This is a genomic window from Agrobacterium sp. NPDC089420 (genome assembly GCF_044900305.1).
Lineage (GTDB): Bacteria > Pseudomonadota > Alphaproteobacteria > Rhizobiales > Rhizobiaceae > Agrobacterium.
Map to the genome: position 1 here is coordinate 268,064 of NZ_JBJDMY010000005.1, position 19,693 is coordinate 287,756.

A 19,693-nucleotide genomic window follows, 5' to 3' on the forward strand; every position below is an offset into this window, starting at 1 on the left:
ATGGCCGGAGGCACGATGCAAGGCACCAGTGAAAATGGCATCGCGGAACACAATGCCGGTCTCTTCGATCATCCGGACATTGCCCAATGGTACGACAACCAGCAACTTTACCTGGCCGAGCGCATCATTCTCGAACAATTTCGCCATGCCTATGCCGGCAGGCGGCTGCTCGATCTCGGTGTGGGCACCGGCCGGACGACGAAGCCGCTTCTGCCGCTGGTGGGCGATTATATCGGCATTGACCGTTCGCAGCCCATGCTGGCGCTGGCACGGCGCAATTTTCCCACGGCCACCTTTCTCGACATGGATGTGCGGGCGATCGGCGGGTTCGGGGCGGAACGCTTCGACTGCGTGCTCGGCGCGCTCGCCATCTTGAGCGCCTTCGGCCATGAGGACCGGCTTGCCATCATCCATGCCGTGCGCAGCATCCTTGCGCCCGGCGGTTATTTCATCTTTTCTTTTCATAACCGGCAATGGAAGCGGGCCGGCGGCATGCCGCTGCACCGGCGGTCCTGGCATCCGCGGGAAGTGTTCAACTCTCTTCATCCGCAGAGCTGGATCAACTATCTGCGGCTGCGGCCCGCCACCCGGCAGACCAACGAATATGCCATTTTAGTGGATCAGGCGCATCGCTGGAGCGGCCTGTTTTATTTCATCGACCTTGCGGCCCAGACCCGGCAACTGGAAGCGGCGGGCTTCGACGTCGTTGCCCGTTACGGCGAGAACGGGCGGCCTATCGAGGAAAATTCCGATACGTCCAATGACGGGCTGCTCAATCTGGTCTGTCGCGTGGCCCCGCAGGCATCATAAGCGCCCGGCCGGGGCAAGCCCCGCCAAAGCCGTTAAAAACAGGAGCTTTTGCCACTCAAACCCTTGCATCAGGTCCCGTCCCGTGCGAATGGCGACGCCAAAGGAACCAGCGGAGACGAGAGCCATGAGCCAGTCGGGCAAGAACGGTCTTACCTATAGTGATGCGGGTGTGGATATCGACGCCGGCAACCTGATGGTCGAAAAGATCAAACCGGCGGTGCGCTCGACACGGCGTCCCGGCGCGGATGGCGAAATCGGCGGCTTCGGCGGCCTGTTCGACCTGAAGGCGGCGGGTTTCACCGATCCGGTTCTTGTCGCCGCCAATGACGGCGTCGGCACCAAGCTGAAGATCGCCATCGACGCGGATTATCACGATACTGTCGGCATCGATCTCGTCGCCATGTGCGTCAACGATCTCGTCGTCCAGGGCGCAGAACCGCTGTTCTTCCTCGATTATTTCGCCACCGGCAAGCTCGATCCCGACCAGGGCGCGGCCATCGTTTCCGGCATTGCCGCCGGCTGCCGCGAATCCGGCTGTGCGCTGATCGGCGGTGAAACCGCCGAAATGCCGGGCATGTATTCCGATGGCGACTACGATCTCGCCGGCTTTGCCGTGGGTGCCGCCGAACGCGGACAGCTTCTGCCGGCCGGCGACATTGCCGAAGGCGACGTCATTCTCGGCCTCTCCTCCTCCGGCGTTCATTCCAACGGCTTTTCGCTGGTGCGCAAGATCGTATCGGTCTCCGGCCTCGACTGGAGCGCTCCCGCTCCCTTCGCCGACGGCCAAAAGCTCGGCGAAGCACTGCTGACCCCGACCCGCATCTATGTGAAGCCGCTTCTGAAGGCGATCCGCGAGACCGGCGCGCTGAAGGCACTGGCGCATATTACCGGCGGCGGTTTTCCGGAGAATATTCCGCGCGTTCTGCCCAAACATCTCGCTGCCGAGATCGATCTTGCTGCCATCAAGGTTCCGGCCGTCTTCTCCTGGCTTGCCAAGACCGGCGGCGTCGAAGCCAATGAAATGCTGCGCACCTTCAATTGCGGCGTTGGCATGATCGTCGTCGTTTCGGCTGAAAACGCTCAAAAGGTCACCGACGTCTTGACCGCGGAAGGCGAGACCGTCTTTCCGCTCGGCCGCATGGTGGCGCGCGAAGACGGCGCGCACGGCACGATCTACAAGGGCGCTCTCGGCCTATGACCAGCGCCGCTTTTCCGTCCGGTCGCGCACGTGTCGTCGTTTTCATTTCCGGCGGCGGCTCCAACATGGTGTCGCTGGCCAAGGCCTGCGAGACGCCGGGATTTCCGGCTGAAATCGCCTGTGTGATTTCGGACAAGGCGGCGGCGGGCGGTTTGGAGAAAGCACGGGATCTTGGCATTCCCACCCTGGTCTTCGAGCGCAAGACCTATGCCAGCAAAGCCGAACATGAGGGCGCCATTCTGGCCGCGCTTGGCGAGATCGCGCCGGACATCATCTGTCTGGCCGGTTACATGCGGCTGATTTCCGGCGATTTCATCGCGCCTTATGCGGGCCGCATCATCAATATCCACCCTTCCCTGCTGCCGCTTTTTCCGGGGCTCGACACCCATCAGCGCGCCATCGACAGCGGCATGAAAATATCCGGCTGCACCGTGCATTTCGTGACCGAAGGCATGGATGAGGGTCCGACAATCGCCCAGGGCGCCGTGCCCGTCCTGTCCGGCGATACGGCCGGCACGCTTGCGGCGCGCATCCTGACCGTCGAACACCAGCTTTATCCGCTCGCCCTGAAGCGGCTGGCGGAAGGAAAGGTGCGCATGCAAGGCGGCAAAACCCTCTTTACGGACAATGACAGTAAATCCGAGTATTCGACCCTGATTTCCGTCGCCTAAGCAAGTTAATTCTAAAGTACATAAACAGTGACAATGGTATTTTCCGCGGCATAAACCGATTATTTACCATAATCATCTTTAATGCCCGCAACGGCCTCATATTTCAGGCCCTCCGGTCATTCAGGAGCGATTATGCCATTTTCGAGATTTCGCCTGCCGCTTTCGGCCATTCTGCTCCTCGGCGCCAGTCTGCCGGTCATGGCGGAGCAAGGCGGCATCACGGCCTCGCTGGACGCCGGCGTTCTCAATCTGCGGGCGACGGAAACCGTGCACATCGGCGGCAGCAAGCTCAGCGAACTCGAATGGGAAACCAAGAACGCCATGGCGCTGCGCGGCTCGCTGGGGCTTGAGCTTGCGCCCGGCTGGCGGGTGAAGGCGGAAGGCCGCGTCGGCTTCGAAGGCGATGGCTACATGACCGATTATGACTGGATATGGCCATTTTCCCGTGACAGTTCCAAGGAGAACTGGAGCCATCGCTCCCAGCATGACGATACGCGGCTTGATCACTATTTCTCGGGCAGCCTGGAGCTCAATCGCATGCTGCTGGACGATCCCCAGCAATATCTCAGCGCCGGCGTCGGTTTTCGCTACACGGATGTGCAATGGTCGGCCTATGGCGGCAAAGGCGTCTACAGCCTTTTTTCTCCAAGAGATGTGAGCATCACATTCAAGGATGACGTCAAAGGCATCACCTACCGTCAGCAAATCCCGGTTTTCTACGGCAACCTGGCCGGCGGCCAGAGATTCGGCAACTGGTCGCTCAATGCCGGCCTCGAAGGCGGCGCGATGGTCTATGGCAAGGCCACGGACGACCACTGGCTGCGTGACATGCGCTTCACCGACAAATTCGACGTGGCCGGCATGTTCGGGGTCAAGGCGGGGGTTGCCTATGACCTGACCGAGAATGCTTCAATCTACCTGGACGGCGCGTATGACTATACCAGTCTCGGGCGCGGAGACACCCACTATAGCGGCGCGGGCGCGGGAAATCTTGGCTCGGAAAAAAATGCCGGCGGCGGTGACCTGCAGTCCATCTTCGTGGGCATGGGTGTGAAAGGACGCTTCTGATTGCGACGATCTGGACCCTGCCCTTAAAGCCGGGCGCGATTCAACATCGCCCATTGCAGCAGGATAATCGTCTTGGAATCGGTGATTTCACCGGATGCGATCATCGCGAAGGCTTCGTCCAGCCTGTAGGTCAGAACCTCGATATCCTCGCCTTCATCCTCAAGCCCGCCGCCTGCGCCGGCCTGAACATCGAGATCGATACGCGCGACGAAGAGGCTGACCTTTTCCGTCAGCGTGCCGGGGCTCGCATACATGTCGAAGAGGTACTCGACTTTTTCGACCGCATAGCCGGATTCTTCCATAGCCTCCCGGCGAACCGCCTCGGCGGCCTCGTCGCCATCGAGAAGCCCCGCCGGCACCTCGATCATGAAGCTCGGATCGCCGTTCAAGAAAGCGGCAGGGCGGAACTGGCGCACCATCACCACGCTGTCGCGTTTTGCATCATATAACAGGATGGCGGCGGCGCTGCCGTGGTCGTGCACTTCGCGCACGATGCGGATCGTCCTGCCATCCGGCATGCGCTGGTCGAAAACGAGCTTCTGCATATGCACGAAGCCCTTCCAGACCGTCTCTTTTTCCACCAGCCGGATCCTGTCCGCATCGCCGGTGGAGGCCATTTTCAGTGAACGGTCCATAATCACTCCGTAAGCAATCCCGTCACAGGGTGAGGGACGATTTGTTCAGGGCCGCCCATTGCAGCAGCATGATCGTTTTTCCATCGCAGATATCGCCGGTTTCTATCATTCTCATGGCGTCCGCCAGGGAAAACTCCAGAACTTCGATATCCTCGTCCTCATGGGCGGCACCGCCCCCCTCCTCCAGCCGATCCGATGAATCGATGACGGCAGCAAAAAAGTGTAGAATTTCGGTCACGGAGCCGGGCGACATGAAGGACTTGAACAGAAACCGGACGTCTCTCACGACATATCCGGTTTCCTCCGTCACTTCGCGGCGAATGGCCTCGGCCGGGTCGTCACCATCCAGCAGGCCGGCGGGCGCTTCCAGCAGCCAGCCGTGATAGCCGTTCACATAGGTCGGCATGCGAAACTGCCGCACGAGGACAACGGTGTCGCGGCGCGGATCGTAAAGCAGGATGGCGGCACCATTGCCGCGATCATAGGCCTCCCGCCTGATGACCTTCGTCTCACCCTTCGAATTGGTGTAATTATAGGTGATGTTGCGGAGATGATACCAGTTCTTCGAGAGCGTCTCATCCTTGAGGATCTCGATCTTCACATTATCGAACCTGCTCATTCCATATCCTGTCAGTCTCTTCGCAGCCACACCTTGTTGTCATGGAAAGCCGCGCCGCCATAAGGGGCGACGGCATCGGCGCCGGTGAGAACATTGATGCCCTCACCGTCCAGATGCGCCTTGTTGGGCCACAGCCCTTCGGCAATCAGCACGCCCGGCCTTGCGCCCTCCACGATCTTGGCGTGGAGACGCACCTCGCCGCGTCCATTGCCGATACGGACGACATCCCCATCGGCGATACCGTGACCGGCGGCGTCCTCGGGACAGATCATCAATTCCGGGCGGCCTTCCTTCTGCACGGAGGTTTTGGTCTCCGCAAAGGTGGAGTTCAGGAAATTGCGCGCCGGCGATGTCGCCAGCCGGAAGGGATGGTCCGCATCCGCAACCTCGATCACATCCACCTGGTCGGGGAATTTCGGAAACTCGGATACCGGCCCCATGACGCCGATATTCTTCGGCGGCTTGTTCGGAGACGGTCCGGTCGCCCAATCCGGGCTGAAACGGAACTTGCCATCGGCGTAACCGAAGCCTTCGAGATAATGCGCCACTTCGAAAGAGGGCTGCGCATCGATCCATTTCTCTTCGGCCAGCGTATCGAAATCGCCCCAGCCGCTGACCTTCAGCATGCGGTCGACATGGTCGCGGGCCGAAAGGCCGAAGCCCGGCATGTGGTCGATGCCGAGGCGTTTCGCCAGTTCCTCGATGACGAACAGGTTGGTACGCACCGTTTCCGGCGGCTCCACCAGTTTGGGGCCAAGCAGAATATGGTTCTGGCCGCCGGCGCGGTAGAGATCGTCATGCTCCAGGAACATGGTGGCCGGCAGCACGATATCGGCCACGTCGGCCGTCTCCGTCATGAACTGCTCATGCACGGCGACAAAAAGATCGTCGCGCAGGAAACCCTGCTTTACCAGCCGTTGTTCCGGCGCGACATTCACGGGATTGGTATTCTGGATGATGAGCGCCGTCACCGGCCCGCCGTGGCGCAGCGCTTCGGCGTCACCCGTCAGCACGCGGCCGATCTGCGACTGGTCGAGCTGGCGCACGTCAGGATCGGCATAGGCCGTACCCATCAGCTCCGCCTTGTTGAGCCGGAAAATATCGCCATTGTTGTGGAAGGCGCCACCACCCTCATATTGCCAGGAGCCGAGGACGGTGGCGATGGAAAGGGCGGCGTGCATGGCGGCTGCGCCATTGCGCTGGCGGGCAAAACCGTAACCCAGCCGGAAGAAAGTCTTTTTCGTGGTGCCGACCAGCCGCGCGAAAGCCTCGATTTCCTCCACGGAAAGACCGGTGATCTCGGAGGCCCATTGCGGCGTCTTCGTTTGCAGATGCGCTTCGAGACCGGCCGGATCGTCGGCAAAGCGCGCCATGTAGTCGCGGTCGGCATAACCATCGCGGAAGGCGATGTGCATGATGGCGCAGGCGAGCGCCGCATCCGTGCCGGGACGGAGGACAATGCGCATGTCCGCCTGTTTCATGGTCGGATTGTCGTAGATATCGACAACGACGATCCTGGCACCGCGTTCCTTGCGGGCCTTGACCGCGTGCGTCATGACGTTGACCTGCGTGGCGACCGCATTGGTGCCCCAGATGACGACGACATCGGCCTTGCCGATCTCGCGCGGATCGGGACCACGCAGCGCACCGGTTCCCATCACGTAACCCGTCCAGGCCATGTTGGTGCAGATCGAGCCGAAAAAGCCGGAATATTTCTTGGCGTGGCGCAGCCGCTCGATGGAATCGCGCTGCACCTGCCCCATGGTTCCGGCATAAAAATAGGGCCAGACGGCCTCGGCGCCATGGCGGGCTTCCGCCTTGACGAAAGCATCGGCCACCTCGTCCAGTGCGGCCTCCCAGGAAATCTCCTGCCAGTCGCCCGCGCCTTTGGCGCCCCTGCGGCGTTTCGGGGTCAAAAGACGGCCGGGATGATAGATGCGTTCGGAATAACGCGCCACCTTGGCGCAGATCACGCCGGCGGTATATGTATTGGCATTGGCGCCGCGCACGCGGCCGATGCGGCCTTCCGCATTGATATCGACTTCCAGCGCGCAGGCGCTCGGACAGTCATGCGGGCAGACCGTATGGCGGATACGGAGTTCGGCCTTGGTGGCGGCTTTTTCAGCGGAAATCGGGGTCGCAACGTTCATTGCTTTTGTATATTGCATCAATGATGCGGCAAAAAGGCCGAAGTGACGTCCATCAAGAATATTCATCCTGACCATTCATCCGGATAAACGGCAAGCGAGACATATCCATGAACTACCGCCACATCTATCACGCCGGCAATTTCGCGGATGTCCTCAAACACGCCGTTCTCGCCCGTCTCGTGCGCTACCTGCAGAACAAGGACAAGGCGTTCCGGGTGTTGGACACCCATGCCGGCATCGGCCTTTACGACCTGACCTCGGAAGAGGCGCAGAAGACCGGCGAATGGCAGACCGGCATCGGCAAGCTGGTGGAGGCCGACCTGCCCGCCCCCATCGCCGACCTGCTCGAGCCCTATCTTGCCGCCGTTAAGGAGCTCAACCCCGCGGGCGGCGTAAAATTCTATCCCGGCTCGCCGAAACTGGCGCGCATGCTGTTCCGCCCGCAGGACCGGCTTTCGGCCATGGAGCTGCATCCGGACGACAGCCGCGCTTTATCGCGTCTGTTCGAGGGGGACTATCAGGTTCGCGTGACGGAGCTGGACGGCTGGCTGTCGCTCGGCGCGCATCTGCCGCCGAAGGAAAAACGCGGCCTCATCCTTGTCGATCCGCCATTCGAGCTTGAAAACGAATATCAGCGGCTGGCCGACGGGCTGAACAAGGCCTATCGGCGTTTTTCCACCGGCACCTATTGCCTGTGGTATCCGCTGAAAAAGGGCGCGCCGATCAGGGATTTTCATGAGCGGCTGCAATCCTTCGAGATTCCGAAGATGCTGTGCGCCGAGCTTTCCGTCAAAAGCGACCGGCTGGATGGCCTTAGCGGTTCCGGCCTCATCATCGTCAACCCGCCCTATACGCTGAAGGACGAGCTGCACACGCTCTTGCCTTTCCTCAAGACGCTGATGGCGCAGGACAGATATGCTTCCCACCGCGCCTTCTGGTTGCGCGGCGAGGAAAAACCGGAAGCGGATTGAGGGTTATCTCAAGCCTTCCCGCCGCTGTGCCTGCGCAAGCTGTGACCGCTCGAAGAACAGGATCACGAACAGCGCCATGATGAAGGGAATGATGAGGTAGAACAGCCGGAAGACCAGCAGCGCCGCAATCACATCCGCGGGGTTCATATCCGGCAGGCCGGTGACGAAAACCAGTTCCAGCACGCCGAGCCCGCCCGGCGCATGCGAGATGAGCGCCGCCGAAAAGGAAATCAGGAATATGCCGAGGATGATCATGAAACCCGGATTTCCGGCCTCCGGCAGGGCGAAATAAATGATGCCCGCCGCGCCGATCAGTTCGATCGGACCAATGATCAGCTGCTGCGCCACCAGCCGCGGCGCTGGATAAGGCAGGAAAAACGAGCGGATTTTCAGCGGCTTCAGCTTCAGCAGACTGCCGAGCACATAAAGGCCGACGACGAGCAGCAGCAGGATGCCGGTGGTCGTTGATGCTTCCACGGGCAGGATGCCGGTGAAGCGCTCGGTAATGTCAGGCTCATAGACCAGCACCATGCCGATAAGCATGATCGTGCCGATGACGAAGGTGAAGGAGCACAATCCGACGAGAACGCCGACTTCGGCAACGCTCAGCCCCTTGGACGTATAGGCGCGGTAACGCACCACGGCCCCGGAAAAGACGGAGGCGCCGACATTGTGGGACAGCGCATAGGTGGTGAAGGACGTAAGCGTGATGAAGAACCAGTTCACCTTGCGGCCAAGATGCTGAAGCGCAATGCGGTCGTAACCGGCAAGGGCTGCATAGGCCAGAAGCGTTGCCATGCCGGAACACACCCAGTCCCGCACACGAATGGCCGTGAGGCTTTCCCACAAGTCGTCAAGGGAAAGACCGCGCAGCTCATGATAGAGCAGCCATGCCGAAAAACCGATCGTCGCCAGACCGACGACGGGCCAGATATATTTCTTGAATCTCATGCGGTCATGCCCGCCTATTTCCTCCAGCTTCACCCCGGCCCGGCTTCCGTCTCTCGCGGAAGATTCGTTCGACTCTATTCGTTATGCGGCAAAGCTTTCAACCTTTTTGCCCGTTTGCCTCGTTCACAAATTTATGTAAGACCGATTTGTCGCCGATGGCGATATGAGGTCGTCCACTTTCCGGGGAACGTGCGCGGAATGAAGCGTTATGCGGGTTTCATCGCCTTGGGTCTGCTGTCGCTTGCGGCGCTGTGGTTTTCGCAGGAAAAACCCGTTCCGAGCGGTTCGCCGAACGATCGGCAGACGCAGGCGTCGTCGCAACCCGCAGGACGCGCCCAGCCCGATACTGCCCGACGCGATGCAGGCAAAAATTCCGCACCTCAGGGAACGGGATTCGATTTTTATGTTCTGTCGCTCTCCTGGTCGCCGGCCTTCTGCGCCAGTTCCGAAGGAGCCGGCAATCGCCAGCAATGCGGCAGCGACAGGCGATACGGTTTCGTGGTGCACGGGCTGTGGCCGCAAAACGAAAACGGCTATCCCGAATTCTGCCAGAGCCGCGAACCCGACCGTGTTCCGGACGCGATCGGCCGCTCCATGTTCGACATCATGCCGTCCATGGGCCTCATCGGCCATCAGTGGCGCAAGCACGGCTCCTGTTCCGGCCTGTCGCAGAAGGATTATTTTTCGGCGACGCGGGCCGCCTTCGCGGCGGTGAGGCTGCCGGAGACGATCGCTTCCGGCACCCGGGCCGCCACTCTGTCCGCCGACGCCATCGAAACCGCCTTCACCGACGCCAATCCGGGCCTGTCGAAACGCGGCATTTCGATCAGCTGCGACGGAAGGCGCCTGGAGGAAGTGCGCATCTGCCTCAACAGGGACCTGACATTCCGCGACTGCCCCGAGCTTGACCGCCGGGGATGCCGCGCCGGCTCCACCGAAATCATCCCGATACGCTAATCACCAGACATCAACCCCACAGGACGCAACCATGGAACTGCTCTATTCGCCCGCCTCCCCCTATTCCGCCAAGGTGCGCATGGCCGCCCGCCATCTCGGAATCGACATCACATCGGTGCGCGTCGACACCAATGCCGAACCGGCAACATTGATGGACAACAATCCGCTGGGCAAAATCCCCGTCCTGCTTCTGGATGACGGCGGATCCGTCTATGACAGCGTGACGATCATGCATTATCTGAACCGTCTTTCCGGCGGCAAGCTCTACCCCAAAAAGGACGGCAAGCGCACGGAAGTGGAAATTCTGGAAGCGCTTTGCGACGGCATCATGGATTGCCTGCTGGCCATCGTTTACGAGCGTCGTTTTCGCCCCGAAGACAAGATCCACCAGCCCTGGATCGACAAGCAGTGGAAAAAAGTGGTGCGGGGTCTCGATCATCTGAACGCGAACCTACCGAAGACCGGCAAGAAGCTGCATGGCGGCCATTTCGCCCTGGCCGCGTTGATCGGTTATCTCGATTTGCGTTTCGCGGGTGAATGGGCCGAGGGGCGCGAGGCGCTTTCGCAATGGCCGGAGACCTTCGGCAAGCGCTTCGAGGCCTATGCGGAAATGAAGGCGGCTGCCTGACACGAAGGCAGGCACGGCGCCCGGCCCCTTCGCGGGCCGGCCGCCACCGATGGCAAAAACAAAAAAGCCGGGGCACAAACCCCGGCTTTTCCTTGACCGATCCGGAAGGATCAGAACTTGACGCCGATACCGGCCTTGACGGAGTGATCGTCGAAACCGCGCGAGAATGCGCCGGAGTCGAGACCGTAGTCCTTCTTCTGGTAGTCGCTGTAGCGATATTCCAGACGGGCGGTGATGTTGTCGGTCACCATGGCTTCAACACCGGCACCGACGGTGTAACCGAGGGCGGTGGCGCTGTCCTTGGAGGTCGCGTCGCTAACCTTGTTGTCGGAGACGGCAAGACCGGCCGTACCATAGAGCAGGAACGGGTTCATGTCGTAACCGACGCGGCCACGCAGCGAGCCGTTAACGCCCTGCTTGCCTTCGATGGCGTTGCCGGCAACCGTACCGGCGGAGCCCTTCTCGTCGCCCAGGTTCACGTCTGCTTCAGCACCGTAAACGATCTGGCCGCTCTGCATGTTGTAACCGCCGTAGAGGCCGCCACCGAAGCCCTTGGCGTCACGGCCGTCATTGCTGGAGCTGAAACGGCCCCAGTCATAGTTGACCGTACCACCGAGGTAGGCGCCGGACCAATCCTTGACCGGTGCGGGCTGGTCGTAGGACACCGGTGCCTGCGGCACTTCATTTACGGCGTCAGCGGCGTGAGCAGCCGAAAAGCCGGCGGCTGCCATGGTCGAAGCCATAAGGGTTGCTACGAAAATACGCATGTTATTCTCCTTTCAGGACCGCTCTGCACTCAAAACATCGTTTTCAGACGCGGTGTAAACTCGTCGGGTTAATCGCCCCTCTGGAAACTGAACTTGATGGGAGAATGCGGAGATCAAAGAGCCAAAATGTGAATTGTTTGCGGCAGAGACGTGACTAGAATTAGACGTTGCCTAATTGCCACAAGGGTTTTATTAACCCTAACAGAAGCCTAACCATCAATAGATCGACTTTAAACTTAGTTATATTAAAATTAAACCGAAATTGCATTGTGAATAAAAAATCGCCCAATTCTTTTGGGGCCGACGGACAGCTTGCGATTTGCATTTATATCCAGCAAATAGGGCGTGTATGAGCAAATGCAGGTCCGCCGTGAAAGAAAATATACAAAAGACAGTCTTGATAACGGGAGCCGCGCGCCGGCTGGGGCGGGCAATCGCCACCGATCTGGCCGCCCACGGCTTCGCCATCGCCGTCCATGCCAATGAATCGATGGCGAAAGCCGAGGAATTCGCTAACGAAATAAGGCAAAACGGTGGCAAAGCCGTTGCCGTTCAGGCGGATCTGACACAATCCGCACCGACCATGGCACTTGTCGACAAGGCCGCTTCCGCTCTCGGCCCCATCGGCGTTGTCGTCAACAATGCGTCGGTTTTTCTGGATGACACGGCGGATAAACCCGATCCGGCGATCTTCGATGCGCATTTTACCGTGCATGTGCGGGCGCCGTCCCTCATCGCCGCCGCCTTCGTCGAACAGTTGCCACGGGATAAATCCGGCCTGATCGTCAATATCATCGATCAGCGTGTGCTGGCGCTCACGCCACGTTTCTATTCCTATACGCTTTCGAAATCCGCCCTCTGGACGGCGACAAAAACGATGGCGCAGAGCTTTGCGCCCCGCGTCAGGGTCAACGCCATCGGGCCGGGTCCCTCCTTCAAAAGCGAAAGACAAGCGCCCGAGGACTTTCAGGCGCAGATCGACGGCCTTATATTAAAGCGTGGTCCCGCACCGGAGGAGTTCGGGCGGACGATTCGCTTTCTTTTTGACACGCCGTCGGTCACCGGACAAATGATCGCGCTCGACGGCGGCCAGCATCTTGGCTGGGAAACCCCTGACGTGGCGGAGATACCTGAATGAACGGAAAGAAGCTGCCTGATGGCGGTATTCTCTTCGATGAAACCGACGATGAAGACGACGATGCCAGCCTTGCCGCGACGGATGCGGGCGAGGCTTCGCGCGATGTCGCCGGCATGGACTGGAATGCGGGCTGGAAGAACGAATCCGGCCTGAAGGGCATGGACCTCATCGGCGAATTCGTCAAACACCTGCCGAATGCGCCGGGCGTCTACCGCATGTTCAACGAGGCGGGCGACGTGCTTTACGTCGGCAAGGCGCGGTCGCTGAAGAAGCGCGTCGGCAATTATGCCCAGGGCCGCGTGCATTCCAACCGCATCGCCCAGATGGTGCGGCTGACCACCCATATGGAATTCGTCACCACCCGCACGGAGACCGAGGCGCTTCTCTTGGAAGCTAACCTCATCAAGCGCTTGCGGCCGCGCTTTAATGTGCTTCTGCGCGACGACAAGTCGTTTCCCTATATTCTCATCACCGCCGACAATCGTGCGCCGGCGATCTTCAAGCATCGCGGCGCCCGGGCACGCAAGGGCGATTATTTCGGCCCCTTTGCGTCGGCCGGCGCCGTGGGCCGCACGATCAATTCGCTGCAGCGGGCCTTTTTGATCCGCACCTGTACCGACAGCGTTTTCGAGACCCGCACGCGCCCCTGTCTTCTCTACCAGATCAAGCGCTGTTCCGGCCCCTGTACGCATGAGATCAGCGATCAGGGGTATGCAGAACTCGTCAAGGAAGCCAAGGATTTCCTGTCCGGCAAGAGCCAGAGCGTCAAGACCGCCATTGCGCGGCAGATGAACGAGGCGGCCGAGGATCTGGATTTCGAGCGCGCCGCGGTCTATCGCGACCGGCTCGCCGCGCTGTCGCATGTCCAGAGCCATCAGGGTATCAATCCCGCCGGCATCGAGGAGGCGGATGTCTTCGCCATCCATCACGAAGGCGGCATTTCCTGCATCCAGGTGTTCTTTTTCCGTACCGGCCAAAACTGGGGCAACCGCGCCTATTTCCCGAAGGCCGATCCCTCCCTGCCCGGCTCGGAAATCCTCAATGCCTTCCTGGCGCAGTTTTACGATGACAAGCCGGTGCCGAAACAGATCCTGCTTTCCGAAACGGTGGAGGAGCAGGAACTGCTGGCCGCAGCACTTGGCGAAAAGGCGGGGCACAAGGTCACGATCAGCGTGCCGCAGCGCGGCGAGAAGAAGGACATTACCGACCATGTGCTGGCCAATGCCCGCGAGGCGCATGGCCGCAAGCTGGCGGAAACCTCGTCTCAGGCGCGGCTGCTGAAAGGTTTTGCCGAGACCTTCGGCCTTTCCACCGTGCCGCGACGCATCGAGATCTACGATAACTCGCACATCATGGGCACCAATGCCGTGGGGGGCATGGTGGTGGCCGGGCCGGAAGGTTTCGTGAAGAACCAGTACCGCAAGTTCAACATCAAATCGACCGACATCACCCCCGGCGACGACTTCGGCATGATGCGCGAGGTGATGACCCGCCGTTTTTCCCGCCTCCTGAAGGAAGAAGGAAAGCCGGATCGCGAACGGACGCCGACTGCGGAGGAAGCCGCCGACATGCCGTTCCCCGCCTGGCCGGATGTGATCCTGATCGATGGCGGTCAGGGGCAGATGACGGCGGTCAGGGCCATTCTCGACGAACTCGGCATTCGCGACTGTGTGACGGCCATCGGCGTGGCGAAGGGCGTGGACCGCGAAGCGGGCCGCGAGCGCTTCTTTGCGGACGGGCGCAGCGATTTCTCGCTGCCGCCGCGCGATCCCGTGCTTTATTTCATCCAGCGCATGCGCGACGAGGCACACCGTTTCGCCATCGGCTCACACCGGGCGCGGCGCAAGAAGGAAATGGTGCGCAATCCGCTGGATGAAATCTCAGGGATCGGCCCGGGGCGCAAGCGCTCCCTGCTGCAGCATTTCGGCACGGCCAAGGCGGTGTCCCGCGCCGGGCTCAACGATCTGATGGCCGTCAGCGGCATTTCCGAGACCGTGGCACGGCAAATCTACAATCACTTCCACGAGAGCGGCGGCGATTGATACCGCAGCGTCGTGGCGAACTGCTAAAAAAACATAATCGCATGTTGACGCTCTCCTTAAGGGGCGGCATCAAGGCAGCTGATCTTAGACTGACAGGTTTCCCATGGCTTCGCGCGCATACAGCATCCCCAACCTTCTCACCTACGGCCGCATCCTCGCGGTTCCTGTCATTGTTTTGTGCTTCTTCATCGAGGGGAAGCTGGAAAGCTCGGATTTCGCGCGCTGGACGGCGCTCTGGCTGTTCATCATCGCCTCGCTGACCGATTTTCTCGATGGTTATCTGGCCCGTATCTGGAACCAGACCTCCAATATCGGCCGGATGCTGGATCCGATCGCCGACAAGCTGCTGGTCGCGTCCGTGCTGCTGTTGATGGCCGCGGACGGCACCATTGCCGGCTGGTCGCTCTGGGCCGCCATCACCATCCTCTGCCGCGAAATCCTGGTGTCGGGCCTGCGCGAATATCTGGCGGCGCTGAAGGTCAGCGTTCCCGTCACCCGTATTGCGAAGTGGAAGACGACGATCCAGATGGTCGCCATCGCCTTTCTTCTCGCCGGCCCTGCGGGCGACAAGGTCCTGCCCTATACGACCGAAATAGGGATCACGCTTCTCTGGCTTGCGGCGGCGCTCACCATGTATACCGGTTATGATTACTTCAAGGCCGGCCTGAAGCACATCGTGGACGAAGACTGATGACACGGATCGTTTATTTCGCCTGGGTGCGCGAAAAGATCGGCACTGACGAAGAGGAGCTGGACATCCCCTCCTCCGTCACGACGGCCGGTGAACTGGTCGCCTGGCTCACCACCCGTGGCGAAAACTACGAGGCGGCCTTCGAATTTCCGGATGTGATCCGCGTTGCCGTCAATCAGGAACATGTCGAACATGACGAGAGCATCGCCGGCGCAAGCGAGATCGGCATCTTCCCGCCGATGACCGGGGGATGAGCGGATGCGGAACGCCGTTCAGCCGACCGTGCGCGTACAGGCGGAAGATTTCGACGCCGCCGAAGAAACACGCCTGTTGACGCAGGGCAACGGAAGCATCGGCGCGGTCGTGGCGTTCACCGGGCTCTGCCGGGATGATGGCGGCACGCTGGCCGCTCTGGAACTCGAACACTATCCCGGCATGGCGGAAGCGGAAATCACCCGCATTGCCAGACTTGCCATCGAGCGTTTCGGCCTGCTCGGCCTCACCGCCATCCACCGCCACGGCAAGATCGCCGCCGGCGAAAACATCGTCCTCGTCATCGCCGCTTCATCGCATCGACAGGCCGCCTTCGACGGCGCCAATTTCGTGATGGACTATCTCAAGACCGCTGCCCCGTTCTGGAAGAAGGAACATGGCAGGGATGGTCCGGCAGGCGACTGGGTTGCGGCAAAGGCGACCGACGATAAGGCCAAGGACAGATGGCGATAGTGTCTCTTCTTTTCTCGTGCTTCCGGACGGAAAACCGCGTTCCACTTTTCCTGGAAATGCTCTAAGGCGCCTCCACCCTGCTGCGCATGACGATCAGCCAGCCGACCAGCATCGCCAGAACCGCGGCATCCCGCCAGGCGACCGGGCCGTAACCGACCCAGAATGTTTCGGCAAAACCGACGGCAGCGGCCCCCAGGCCGCAGATCAGCGGGCTGGCATAACCGCCTGCCGCCGAAATCAGCACCACCTTCAGGCCAAAGACGAGACCGGCGCCGAAATCCATGGTGCCGTAATAAAACGTGGCCAGCACGCCGGCGATGGCGGCGACGAGGCCCGCCGCGCAATAGGACAGAAGGAATATTTTGCCTGCATTCACGCCGCAGAGCGCGGCGGCGAAAGCATCGTCCGAAACCGCCTTCCAGCGCCTGCCGAAAGCGGAACGGCGGAGATAAAGCGAGCCGGAGAGGATGAGCAGGCAGAAAGCCGCCGTATTCATGATCTGCAACGGCGTCAGGGTCACGGCAAACCCGTCATTTGTCCAGAAACGCACCGGGTCCGACAGAAGCGGCGGCAGCCATAATTGCCTTGTATCGGCGGCCAGCCTCGCGCTTTCGGTCAGCGCGATCAACACGCCGACGGAGGCCACCGTCACCGCATTGGGAGAGGCCTTCGCCAGCGGCCGCATCACCGCCCTGCCGACAAAACCCGCCGCCCACAGCCCGCCGAACAGGCCGGCCCCTGCCCCGAGCGCGAGCGTCGCCGGCAGCACCAGCCAGAGCCGGTTCCAGCCGAAATCGGCAAACAGCAGGCATGTCTGGCCGGCAAAGGCGACTATGGCGCCATAGGTGACATCGGCGCGTCTGGTAATGGAAAAGGCGATGGCGTAACCAAAGGCCAGAACCGCATAAAGGGCGGCAACCGGCACGGCATTCAGCAATTGTTGCAGGAAATAGGCCATGCGCGTCCTCCCGCCATTATTATAACTATTAAAATGCATTTTGACAGTTATAATGTGCGCCATGACTTTTCGCTGGACAGCACATCGTTTCGCAGGCGGCGCCCTGGCGCTGGACGTCGCCAATAGTGTGGTGCTGCGCGCGGACGCGGCAAAATCGGTCGACCGTTTTGCCGTCTCGGAGCAGATCATCGCCTTTGCCGAGGCGTCGGCACGGCTCGGTGCCGAGCGTGACCGGTTTCCCGTGCTCCTCGCGCCGGAAGCGCAACAGCGGCCGGTTTTTCTGGAGTTACGCGAAGCAATCGACGATTATTTCCGCGCAACCATCATCAGGGGCGGCGATGACGACGGCCGGCTGGCGCGACTTCTCTTCGCCTGCGGTACGGCCCTTCGCGCATTTCCGCGGGCCGAAAGTCTCGGCAATGCCACCGCCCATTCCGCGCTGTCGCTGCTGGCCGCACAGACACGGGAAAGACTGCGGATCTGCGGCAATTGCGGCTGGCTTTTCATCGACCGCAGCAAGAACAGAAGCCGGGTCTGGTGCGACATGGCGGTGTGCGGCAACCGGCGAAAGGCCAGCCGGCACTATCACCGGAAGAAGGAGGCGCTGGAATGAAGATGATTGCCTTGCCATTGCTGGTAATAACCGCCGCACTCGGGCTTTCGGCCTGCCAGCGCGACGAGCCGCGCGAGGTCGCAAAGATTTCCGGCCGCATGTTCGTCTTCAATTATCGCGTCGCCATCGCCACCTATCTGGTGACCCTCCAGCGCATTGCCCCCATTCGCGATGGCAGCACGCTGGAAGCCACGTTCGAAAATCCGCGCGGTGGCCCTGACCTGACGACACGCGACAGGATTTTTCCAGCAGACGAAAAGATCGTCGTTCAAAGCCCGCCAGTCGAGTGTGTGAAGCAGGACCGGCCTTACCGGGTCACCCTCCGCATCAAGGGGCCGGAAGGCGACATTCTGCAGACGATCGAGACCACGATCCGCTCCGACACCGACCAGTCGCTTCTTCCGGCCAAGCCGCTGGTGGTCGGCCCGCTCTATACGCCCAATCCGGAGGTGTTCAAACCGGATGGCACGACGGATATGCGGCCGGTTCAGGGGTGCCCGGCGTCGTAGGGGCTGACGGAGTGGATGCAACCTCTCCTCATCCGTGTTCCCCGGAACGAGGGTGTGGGGATGTGCGGTACAGGAACCCATTTCCGGTGCCGCAAAACAAAAAACGGAGCCTTTCAGCCCCGTTTTTTCTAATCTTTTCAGCAACTTCACCAAACCGCCTGAAACGGCGATTCAAGCCGCTGAGATTTTGAATCAGCCGACGATTTCGGTTTCGGCGAACCAGTAGGCGATTTCCTGTGCGGCGGTTTCCGGGGCGTCCGAGCCGTGCACCGAGTTTTCGCCGATGGAGAGCGCGAAGGTCTTGCGAATGGTGCCTTCAGCGGCCTGGGCCGGGTTGGTGGCGCCCATGATTTCGCGGTTCTTGAGGATGGCGTTTTCGCCTTCCAGAACCTGAACGATGGTCGGGCCGGAGGTCATGCCTTCAACGAGCTCGCCGAAGAAGGGACGCTCCTTGTGAACGGCGTAGAAGCCTTCGGCTTCGCGCTTGCTCATCCAGACGCGCTTGGAGGCGACGACGCGCAGGCCGTTGTCTTCAAATACCTTGGTGATCGCGCCCGTCAGGTTACGCTTGGTTGCGTCCGGCTTGATCATCGAAAATGTGCGTTCAATCGCCATGTGTCCGTTTCCTTTTCCTTCAGAGAAAGTGGGCGGTCTTTACCCGCCCAAAGGCCCGAAAACAAGGGGCATCGACCAGATTGCGACGATGACGTGAGACATTTCACGCCGCTGTCACACTGCGGCCTCTCGCATCATAGAGATCGAGGCAGCCCTCGAACCAGTCCCGCACCGGGTCATTGTCGGAAAACAGATCGGCCCCGGTGGTGATCCGCGCCCATTGCAGCGCACCGAACACGATGTAATCGGCAAAGAGCGGCGAGGTGCCGCCAATAAAGGGCTGGAAGCCCAGCATCCGGCGGATCGGCGTCAGCAATGCGGGAAAGGCGGCGATTTCCGTCTCGCGATTGGCCACCACATCCTCAAGCGGGCGGCCAAGCAACTTCGTGCGGCTATCACGAAAATAACGGCGATCCGGATCGTCCAGCATGTCGTGGATATCGAGCACGGCGATACGGGTAATGGCCGGGTGAAGCACCGTCTGCGACCAGCTTTCAACGAAACGGGCCATGGCCTTGCCGCCCTCCCCGTCAAACAGCGACGGGCGCTCCGGATAGGCGTCGTCCAGATAAAGCGCGATCTCGAAACTGTCGCTCACCAGCTGGTCGCCATCGCGCAGGATCGGCACCGTCTTCGAAAAACCGTCTTCCACCGTCGGGATGATGGTGAAGGGCAAAGGCCGCTCCTCGAAATCCAGTCCCTTATGCGCCAGCGAAAGCACGGTTTTCCAGCAATGCGGAGAAAACGGCCGGGAAATATCGCTTCCACACAGCGAATAGAGCGTTCTTGACGTCGTCATGGGCTACCCCTCTTCTGCAACATTTTATCGGCGATATTAAAAACGGTCGCCGGCTGAAATCAAATCAGGATTTGTCATGTAATCGATCAGGAAAAACATCGGCCACATCAACCCCATGCGCGAATTTGCGGGCTCCGGCGACGAAAATTCTCGCCGGTTTAGGCTATTTTAAACCGT

22 protein-coding genes are annotated in these 19,693 nt (G+C 60.5%); 14 read left to right on the forward strand and 8 right to left on the reverse strand.

Translation table 11 applies throughout. The features are described from left to right. The first annotated feature begins 15 nt into the window (after positions 1–15). From ACI2KA_RS10265 to ACI2KA_RS10280, 4 genes are all read left to right on the forward strand, one after another. Positions 16–810, forward strand: a complete 795-nt coding sequence (locus tag ACI2KA_RS10265; RefSeq protein WP_404501653.1) for a class I SAM-dependent DNA methyltransferase — start codon at positions 16–18, stop codon at positions 808–810. A 124-nt stretch (positions 811–934) separates the two neighbouring features. Further along, positions 935–2,008, forward strand: a complete 1,074-nt coding sequence (purM, locus tag ACI2KA_RS10270) for a phosphoribosylformylglycinamidine cyclo-ligase (RefSeq protein WP_404501655.1) — start codon at positions 935–937, stop codon at positions 2,006–2,008. Beyond that, positions 2,005–2,679: a phosphoribosylglycinamide formyltransferase gene (gene purN, locus ACI2KA_RS10275; protein ID WP_404501657.1), complete on the forward strand. Its 675-nt coding sequence runs from the start codon at positions 2,005–2,007 to the stop codon at positions 2,677–2,679. The genes purM and purN overlap by 4 nt, the downstream gene beginning before the upstream one ends. Positions 2,680–2,811: 132 nt before the next feature. Further along, positions 2,812–3,747, forward strand: coding sequence for an omptin family outer membrane protease (locus tag ACI2KA_RS10280; RefSeq protein ID WP_404501659.1), 936 nt, complete (start codon positions 2,812–2,814; stop codon positions 3,745–3,747). A gap of 23 nt (positions 3,748–3,770) precedes the next feature. Here ACI2KA_RS10280 and ACI2KA_RS10285 read toward each other — a convergent pair whose 3' ends face one another. From ACI2KA_RS10285 to ACI2KA_RS10295, 3 genes are read right to left on the reverse strand one after another with little or no spacing between them, the layout of a single operon-like run. Beyond that, positions 3,771–4,382, reverse strand: a complete 612-nt coding sequence (locus tag ACI2KA_RS10285) for an NUDIX domain-containing protein (RefSeq protein WP_404501660.1) — start codon at positions 4,380–4,382, stop codon at positions 3,771–3,773. A gap of 22 nt (positions 4,383–4,404) precedes the next feature. Then, positions 4,405–5,001, reverse strand: a complete 597-nt coding sequence (locus tag ACI2KA_RS10290) for an NUDIX domain-containing protein (protein WP_404501662.1) — start codon at positions 4,999–5,001, stop codon at positions 4,405–4,407. Between the two features lie 11 nt (positions 5,002–5,012). Beyond that, positions 5,013–7,217, reverse strand: a complete 2,205-nt coding sequence (locus ACI2KA_RS10295; protein WP_404501664.1) for a molybdopterin-dependent oxidoreductase — start codon at positions 7,215–7,217, stop codon at positions 5,013–5,015. 41 nt (positions 7,218–7,258) lie between these two features. Here ACI2KA_RS10295 and ACI2KA_RS10300 point away from each other — a divergent pair, with 41 nt between their 5' ends. Then, positions 7,259–8,122, forward strand: a complete 864-nt coding sequence (locus ACI2KA_RS10300) for a 23S rRNA (adenine(2030)-N(6))-methyltransferase RlmJ (RefSeq protein ID WP_404501666.1) — start codon at positions 7,259–7,261, stop codon at positions 8,120–8,122. 3 nt (positions 8,123–8,125) lie between these two features. Here ACI2KA_RS10300 and ACI2KA_RS10305 read toward each other — a convergent pair whose 3' ends face one another. Beyond that, the gene (locus ACI2KA_RS10305; protein WP_404501668.1) at positions 8,126–9,073 is read right to left on the reverse strand and encodes a lysylphosphatidylglycerol synthase domain-containing protein; all 948 of its coding nucleotides are present in this window, start codon (positions 9,071–9,073) and stop codon (positions 8,126–8,128) included. A 198-nt stretch (positions 9,074–9,271) separates the two neighbouring features. On the opposite strand from ACI2KA_RS10305, the gene ACI2KA_RS10310 reads away from it, so the two are divergent. Together ACI2KA_RS10310 and ACI2KA_RS10315 are read left to right on the forward strand one after the other, a co-directional pair. After that, entirely contained in the window at positions 9,272–10,030 is a 759-nt protein-coding gene (locus ACI2KA_RS10310) for a ribonuclease (protein WP_404501670.1), read from the forward strand. Positions 10,031–10,061: 31 nt separating this feature from the next. After that, the gene (locus ACI2KA_RS10315) at positions 10,062–10,658 is read left to right on the forward strand and encodes a glutathione S-transferase (RefSeq protein WP_404501672.1); all 597 of its coding nucleotides are present in this window, start codon (positions 10,062–10,064) and stop codon (positions 10,656–10,658) included. A gap of 110 nt (positions 10,659–10,768) precedes the next feature. Here the strand turns inward: ACI2KA_RS10315 and ACI2KA_RS10320 are convergent, their stop codons facing one another. Then, positions 10,769–11,425: an outer membrane protein gene (locus ACI2KA_RS10320; RefSeq protein ID WP_404501674.1), complete on the reverse strand. Its 657-nt coding sequence runs from the start codon at positions 11,423–11,425 to the stop codon at positions 10,769–10,771. A gap of 349 nt (positions 11,426–11,774) precedes the next feature. Between ACI2KA_RS10320 and ACI2KA_RS10325 the strand changes: the two genes are divergently transcribed. The 5 genes from ACI2KA_RS10325 (at position 11,775) to ACI2KA_RS10345 (ending at position 16,022) form a co-directional block, all read left to right on the forward strand. Next, positions 11,775–12,563 carry an SDR family oxidoreductase gene (locus tag ACI2KA_RS10325; protein ID WP_404501676.1) on the forward strand — a complete coding sequence of 263 codons (789 nt, stop codon included), beginning with the start codon at positions 11,775–11,777 and terminating at the stop codon, positions 12,561–12,563. Beyond that, a complete protein-coding gene (gene uvrC, locus ACI2KA_RS10330; protein ID WP_404501678.1) occupies positions 12,560–14,605 on the forward strand; it encodes an excinuclease ABC subunit UvrC in 2,046 nt (681 codons plus the stop codon). Before ACI2KA_RS10325 ends, uvrC begins: the two co-directional genes overlap by 4 nt. A 103-nt stretch (positions 14,606–14,708) precedes the next feature. Further along, positions 14,709–15,296, forward strand: coding sequence for a CDP-diacylglycerol--glycerol-3-phosphate 3-phosphatidyltransferase (gene pgsA, locus ACI2KA_RS10335; RefSeq protein WP_404501680.1), 588 nt, complete (start codon positions 14,709–14,711; stop codon positions 15,294–15,296). After that, positions 15,296–15,550 (forward strand): molybdopterin converting factor subunit 1, encoded by a 255-nt coding sequence (gene moaD / locus ACI2KA_RS10340; protein WP_404501682.1) that lies wholly within the window; start codon positions 15,296–15,298, stop codon positions 15,548–15,550. The genes pgsA and moaD overlap by 1 nt, the downstream gene beginning before the upstream one ends. 4 nt (positions 15,551–15,554) lie before the next feature. Continuing rightward, positions 15,555–16,022 carry a molybdenum cofactor biosynthesis protein MoaE gene (locus ACI2KA_RS10345; RefSeq protein WP_404501684.1) on the forward strand — a complete coding sequence of 156 codons (468 nt, stop codon included), beginning with the start codon at positions 15,555–15,557 and terminating at the stop codon, positions 16,020–16,022. Between the two features lie 61 nt (positions 16,023–16,083). On the opposite strand, the gene ACI2KA_RS10350 is transcribed toward ACI2KA_RS10345, so the two are convergent. Continuing rightward, a complete protein-coding gene (locus ACI2KA_RS10350) occupies positions 16,084–16,980 on the reverse strand; it encodes a branched-chain amino acid ABC transporter permease (protein WP_404501686.1) in 897 nt (298 codons plus the stop codon). Positions 16,981–17,041: 61 nt separating this feature from the next. Between ACI2KA_RS10350 and ACI2KA_RS10355 the strand changes: the two genes are divergently transcribed. Both ACI2KA_RS10355 and ACI2KA_RS10360 read left to right on the forward strand, forming a co-directional pair. Then, a complete protein-coding gene (locus ACI2KA_RS10355; protein ID WP_404501687.1) occupies positions 17,042–17,593 on the forward strand; it encodes a CGNR zinc finger domain-containing protein in 552 nt (183 codons plus the stop codon). Further along, complete coding sequence (locus ACI2KA_RS10360; protein WP_404501689.1) at positions 17,590–18,102, forward strand: hypothetical protein; 513 nt, start codon at positions 17,590–17,592, stop codon at positions 18,100–18,102. Before ACI2KA_RS10355 ends, ACI2KA_RS10360 begins: the two co-directional genes overlap by 4 nt. Positions 18,103–18,294: 192 nt before the next feature. Here the strand turns inward: ACI2KA_RS10360 and ndk are convergent, their stop codons facing one another. Both ndk and ACI2KA_RS10370 read right to left on the reverse strand, forming a co-directional pair. Then, positions 18,295–18,717 carry a nucleoside-diphosphate kinase gene (ndk, locus tag ACI2KA_RS10365; protein WP_003496769.1) on the reverse strand — a complete coding sequence of 141 codons (423 nt, stop codon included), beginning with the start codon at positions 18,715–18,717 and terminating at the stop codon, positions 18,295–18,297. Positions 18,718–18,820: 103 nt separating this feature from the next. Beyond that, positions 18,821–19,516, reverse strand: a complete 696-nt coding sequence (locus tag ACI2KA_RS10370) for a glutathione S-transferase family protein (RefSeq protein WP_404501690.1) — start codon at positions 19,514–19,516, stop codon at positions 18,821–18,823. Positions 19,517–19,693: the final 177 nt, after the last annotated feature.

What these genes read in the sequence shown, in the direction of transcription:
- ACI2KA_RS10265 (WP_404501653.1), top strand. Translation starts at nt 16, where the DNA reads ATGCAAGGCACCAGTGAAAATGGCATCGCGGAACACAATGCCGGTCTC.
- ACI2KA_RS10325 (WP_404501676.1), top strand. Translation starts at nt 11,775, where the DNA reads ATGAGCAAATGCAGGTCCGCCGTGAAAGAAAATATACAAAAGACAGTC.
- ACI2KA_RS10350 (WP_404501686.1), bottom strand. Translation starts at nt 16,980, where the DNA reads ATGGCCTATTTCCTGCAACAATTGCTGAATGCCGTGCCGGTTGCCGCC.
- ACI2KA_RS10315 (WP_404501672.1), top strand. Translation starts at nt 10,062, where the DNA reads ATGGAACTGCTCTATTCGCCCGCCTCCCCCTATTCCGCCAAGGTGCGC.
- ACI2KA_RS10360 (WP_404501689.1), top strand. Translation starts at nt 17,590, where the DNA reads ATGAAGATGATTGCCTTGCCATTGCTGGTAATAACCGCCGCACTCGGG.
- purN (WP_404501657.1), top strand. Translation starts at nt 2,005, where the DNA reads ATGACCAGCGCCGCTTTTCCGTCCGGTCGCGCACGTGTCGTCGTTTTC.
- pgsA (WP_404501680.1), top strand. Translation starts at nt 14,709, where the DNA reads ATGGCTTCGCGCGCATACAGCATCCCCAACCTTCTCACCTACGGCCGC.
- moaD (WP_404501682.1), top strand. Translation starts at nt 15,296, where the DNA reads ATGACACGGATCGTTTATTTCGCCTGGGTGCGCGAAAAGATCGGCACT.
- ACI2KA_RS10370 (WP_404501690.1), bottom strand. Translation starts at nt 19,516, where the DNA reads ATGACGACGTCAAGAACGCTCTATTCGCTGTGTGGAAGCGATATTTCC.
- purM (WP_404501655.1), top strand. Translation starts at nt 935, where the DNA reads ATGAGCCAGTCGGGCAAGAACGGTCTTACCTATAGTGATGCGGGTGTG.
- ACI2KA_RS10345 (WP_404501684.1), top strand. Translation starts at nt 15,555, where the DNA reads ATGCGGAACGCCGTTCAGCCGACCGTGCGCGTACAGGCGGAAGATTTC.
- ndk (WP_003496769.1), bottom strand. Translation starts at nt 18,717, where the DNA reads ATGGCGATTGAACGCACATTTTCGATGATCAAGCCGGACGCAACCAAG.
- ACI2KA_RS10305 (WP_404501668.1), bottom strand. Translation starts at nt 9,073, where the DNA reads ATGAGATTCAAGAAATATATCTGGCCCGTCGTCGGTCTGGCGACGATC.
- ACI2KA_RS10295 (WP_404501664.1), bottom strand. Translation starts at nt 7,217, where the DNA reads ATGAATATTCTTGATGGACGTCACTTCGGCCTTTTTGCCGCATCATTG.
- ACI2KA_RS10355 (WP_404501687.1), top strand. Translation starts at nt 17,042, where the DNA reads ATGACTTTTCGCTGGACAGCACATCGTTTCGCAGGCGGCGCCCTGGCG.
- ACI2KA_RS10320 (WP_404501674.1), bottom strand. Translation starts at nt 11,425, where the DNA reads ATGCGTATTTTCGTAGCAACCCTTATGGCTTCGACCATGGCAGCCGCC.
- ACI2KA_RS10300 (WP_404501666.1), top strand. Translation starts at nt 7,259, where the DNA reads ATGAACTACCGCCACATCTATCACGCCGGCAATTTCGCGGATGTCCTC.
- ACI2KA_RS10290 (WP_404501662.1), bottom strand. Translation starts at nt 5,001, where the DNA reads ATGAGCAGGTTCGATAATGTGAAGATCGAGATCCTCAAGGATGAGACG.
- ACI2KA_RS10285 (WP_404501660.1), bottom strand. Translation starts at nt 4,382, where the DNA reads ATGGACCGTTCACTGAAAATGGCCTCCACCGGCGATGCGGACAGGATC.
- ACI2KA_RS10280 (WP_404501659.1), top strand. Translation starts at nt 2,812, where the DNA reads ATGCCATTTTCGAGATTTCGCCTGCCGCTTTCGGCCATTCTGCTCCTC.
- uvrC (WP_404501678.1), top strand. Translation starts at nt 12,560, where the DNA reads ATGAACGGAAAGAAGCTGCCTGATGGCGGTATTCTCTTCGATGAAACC.
- ACI2KA_RS10310 (WP_404501670.1), top strand. Translation starts at nt 9,272, where the DNA reads ATGAAGCGTTATGCGGGTTTCATCGCCTTGGGTCTGCTGTCGCTTGCG.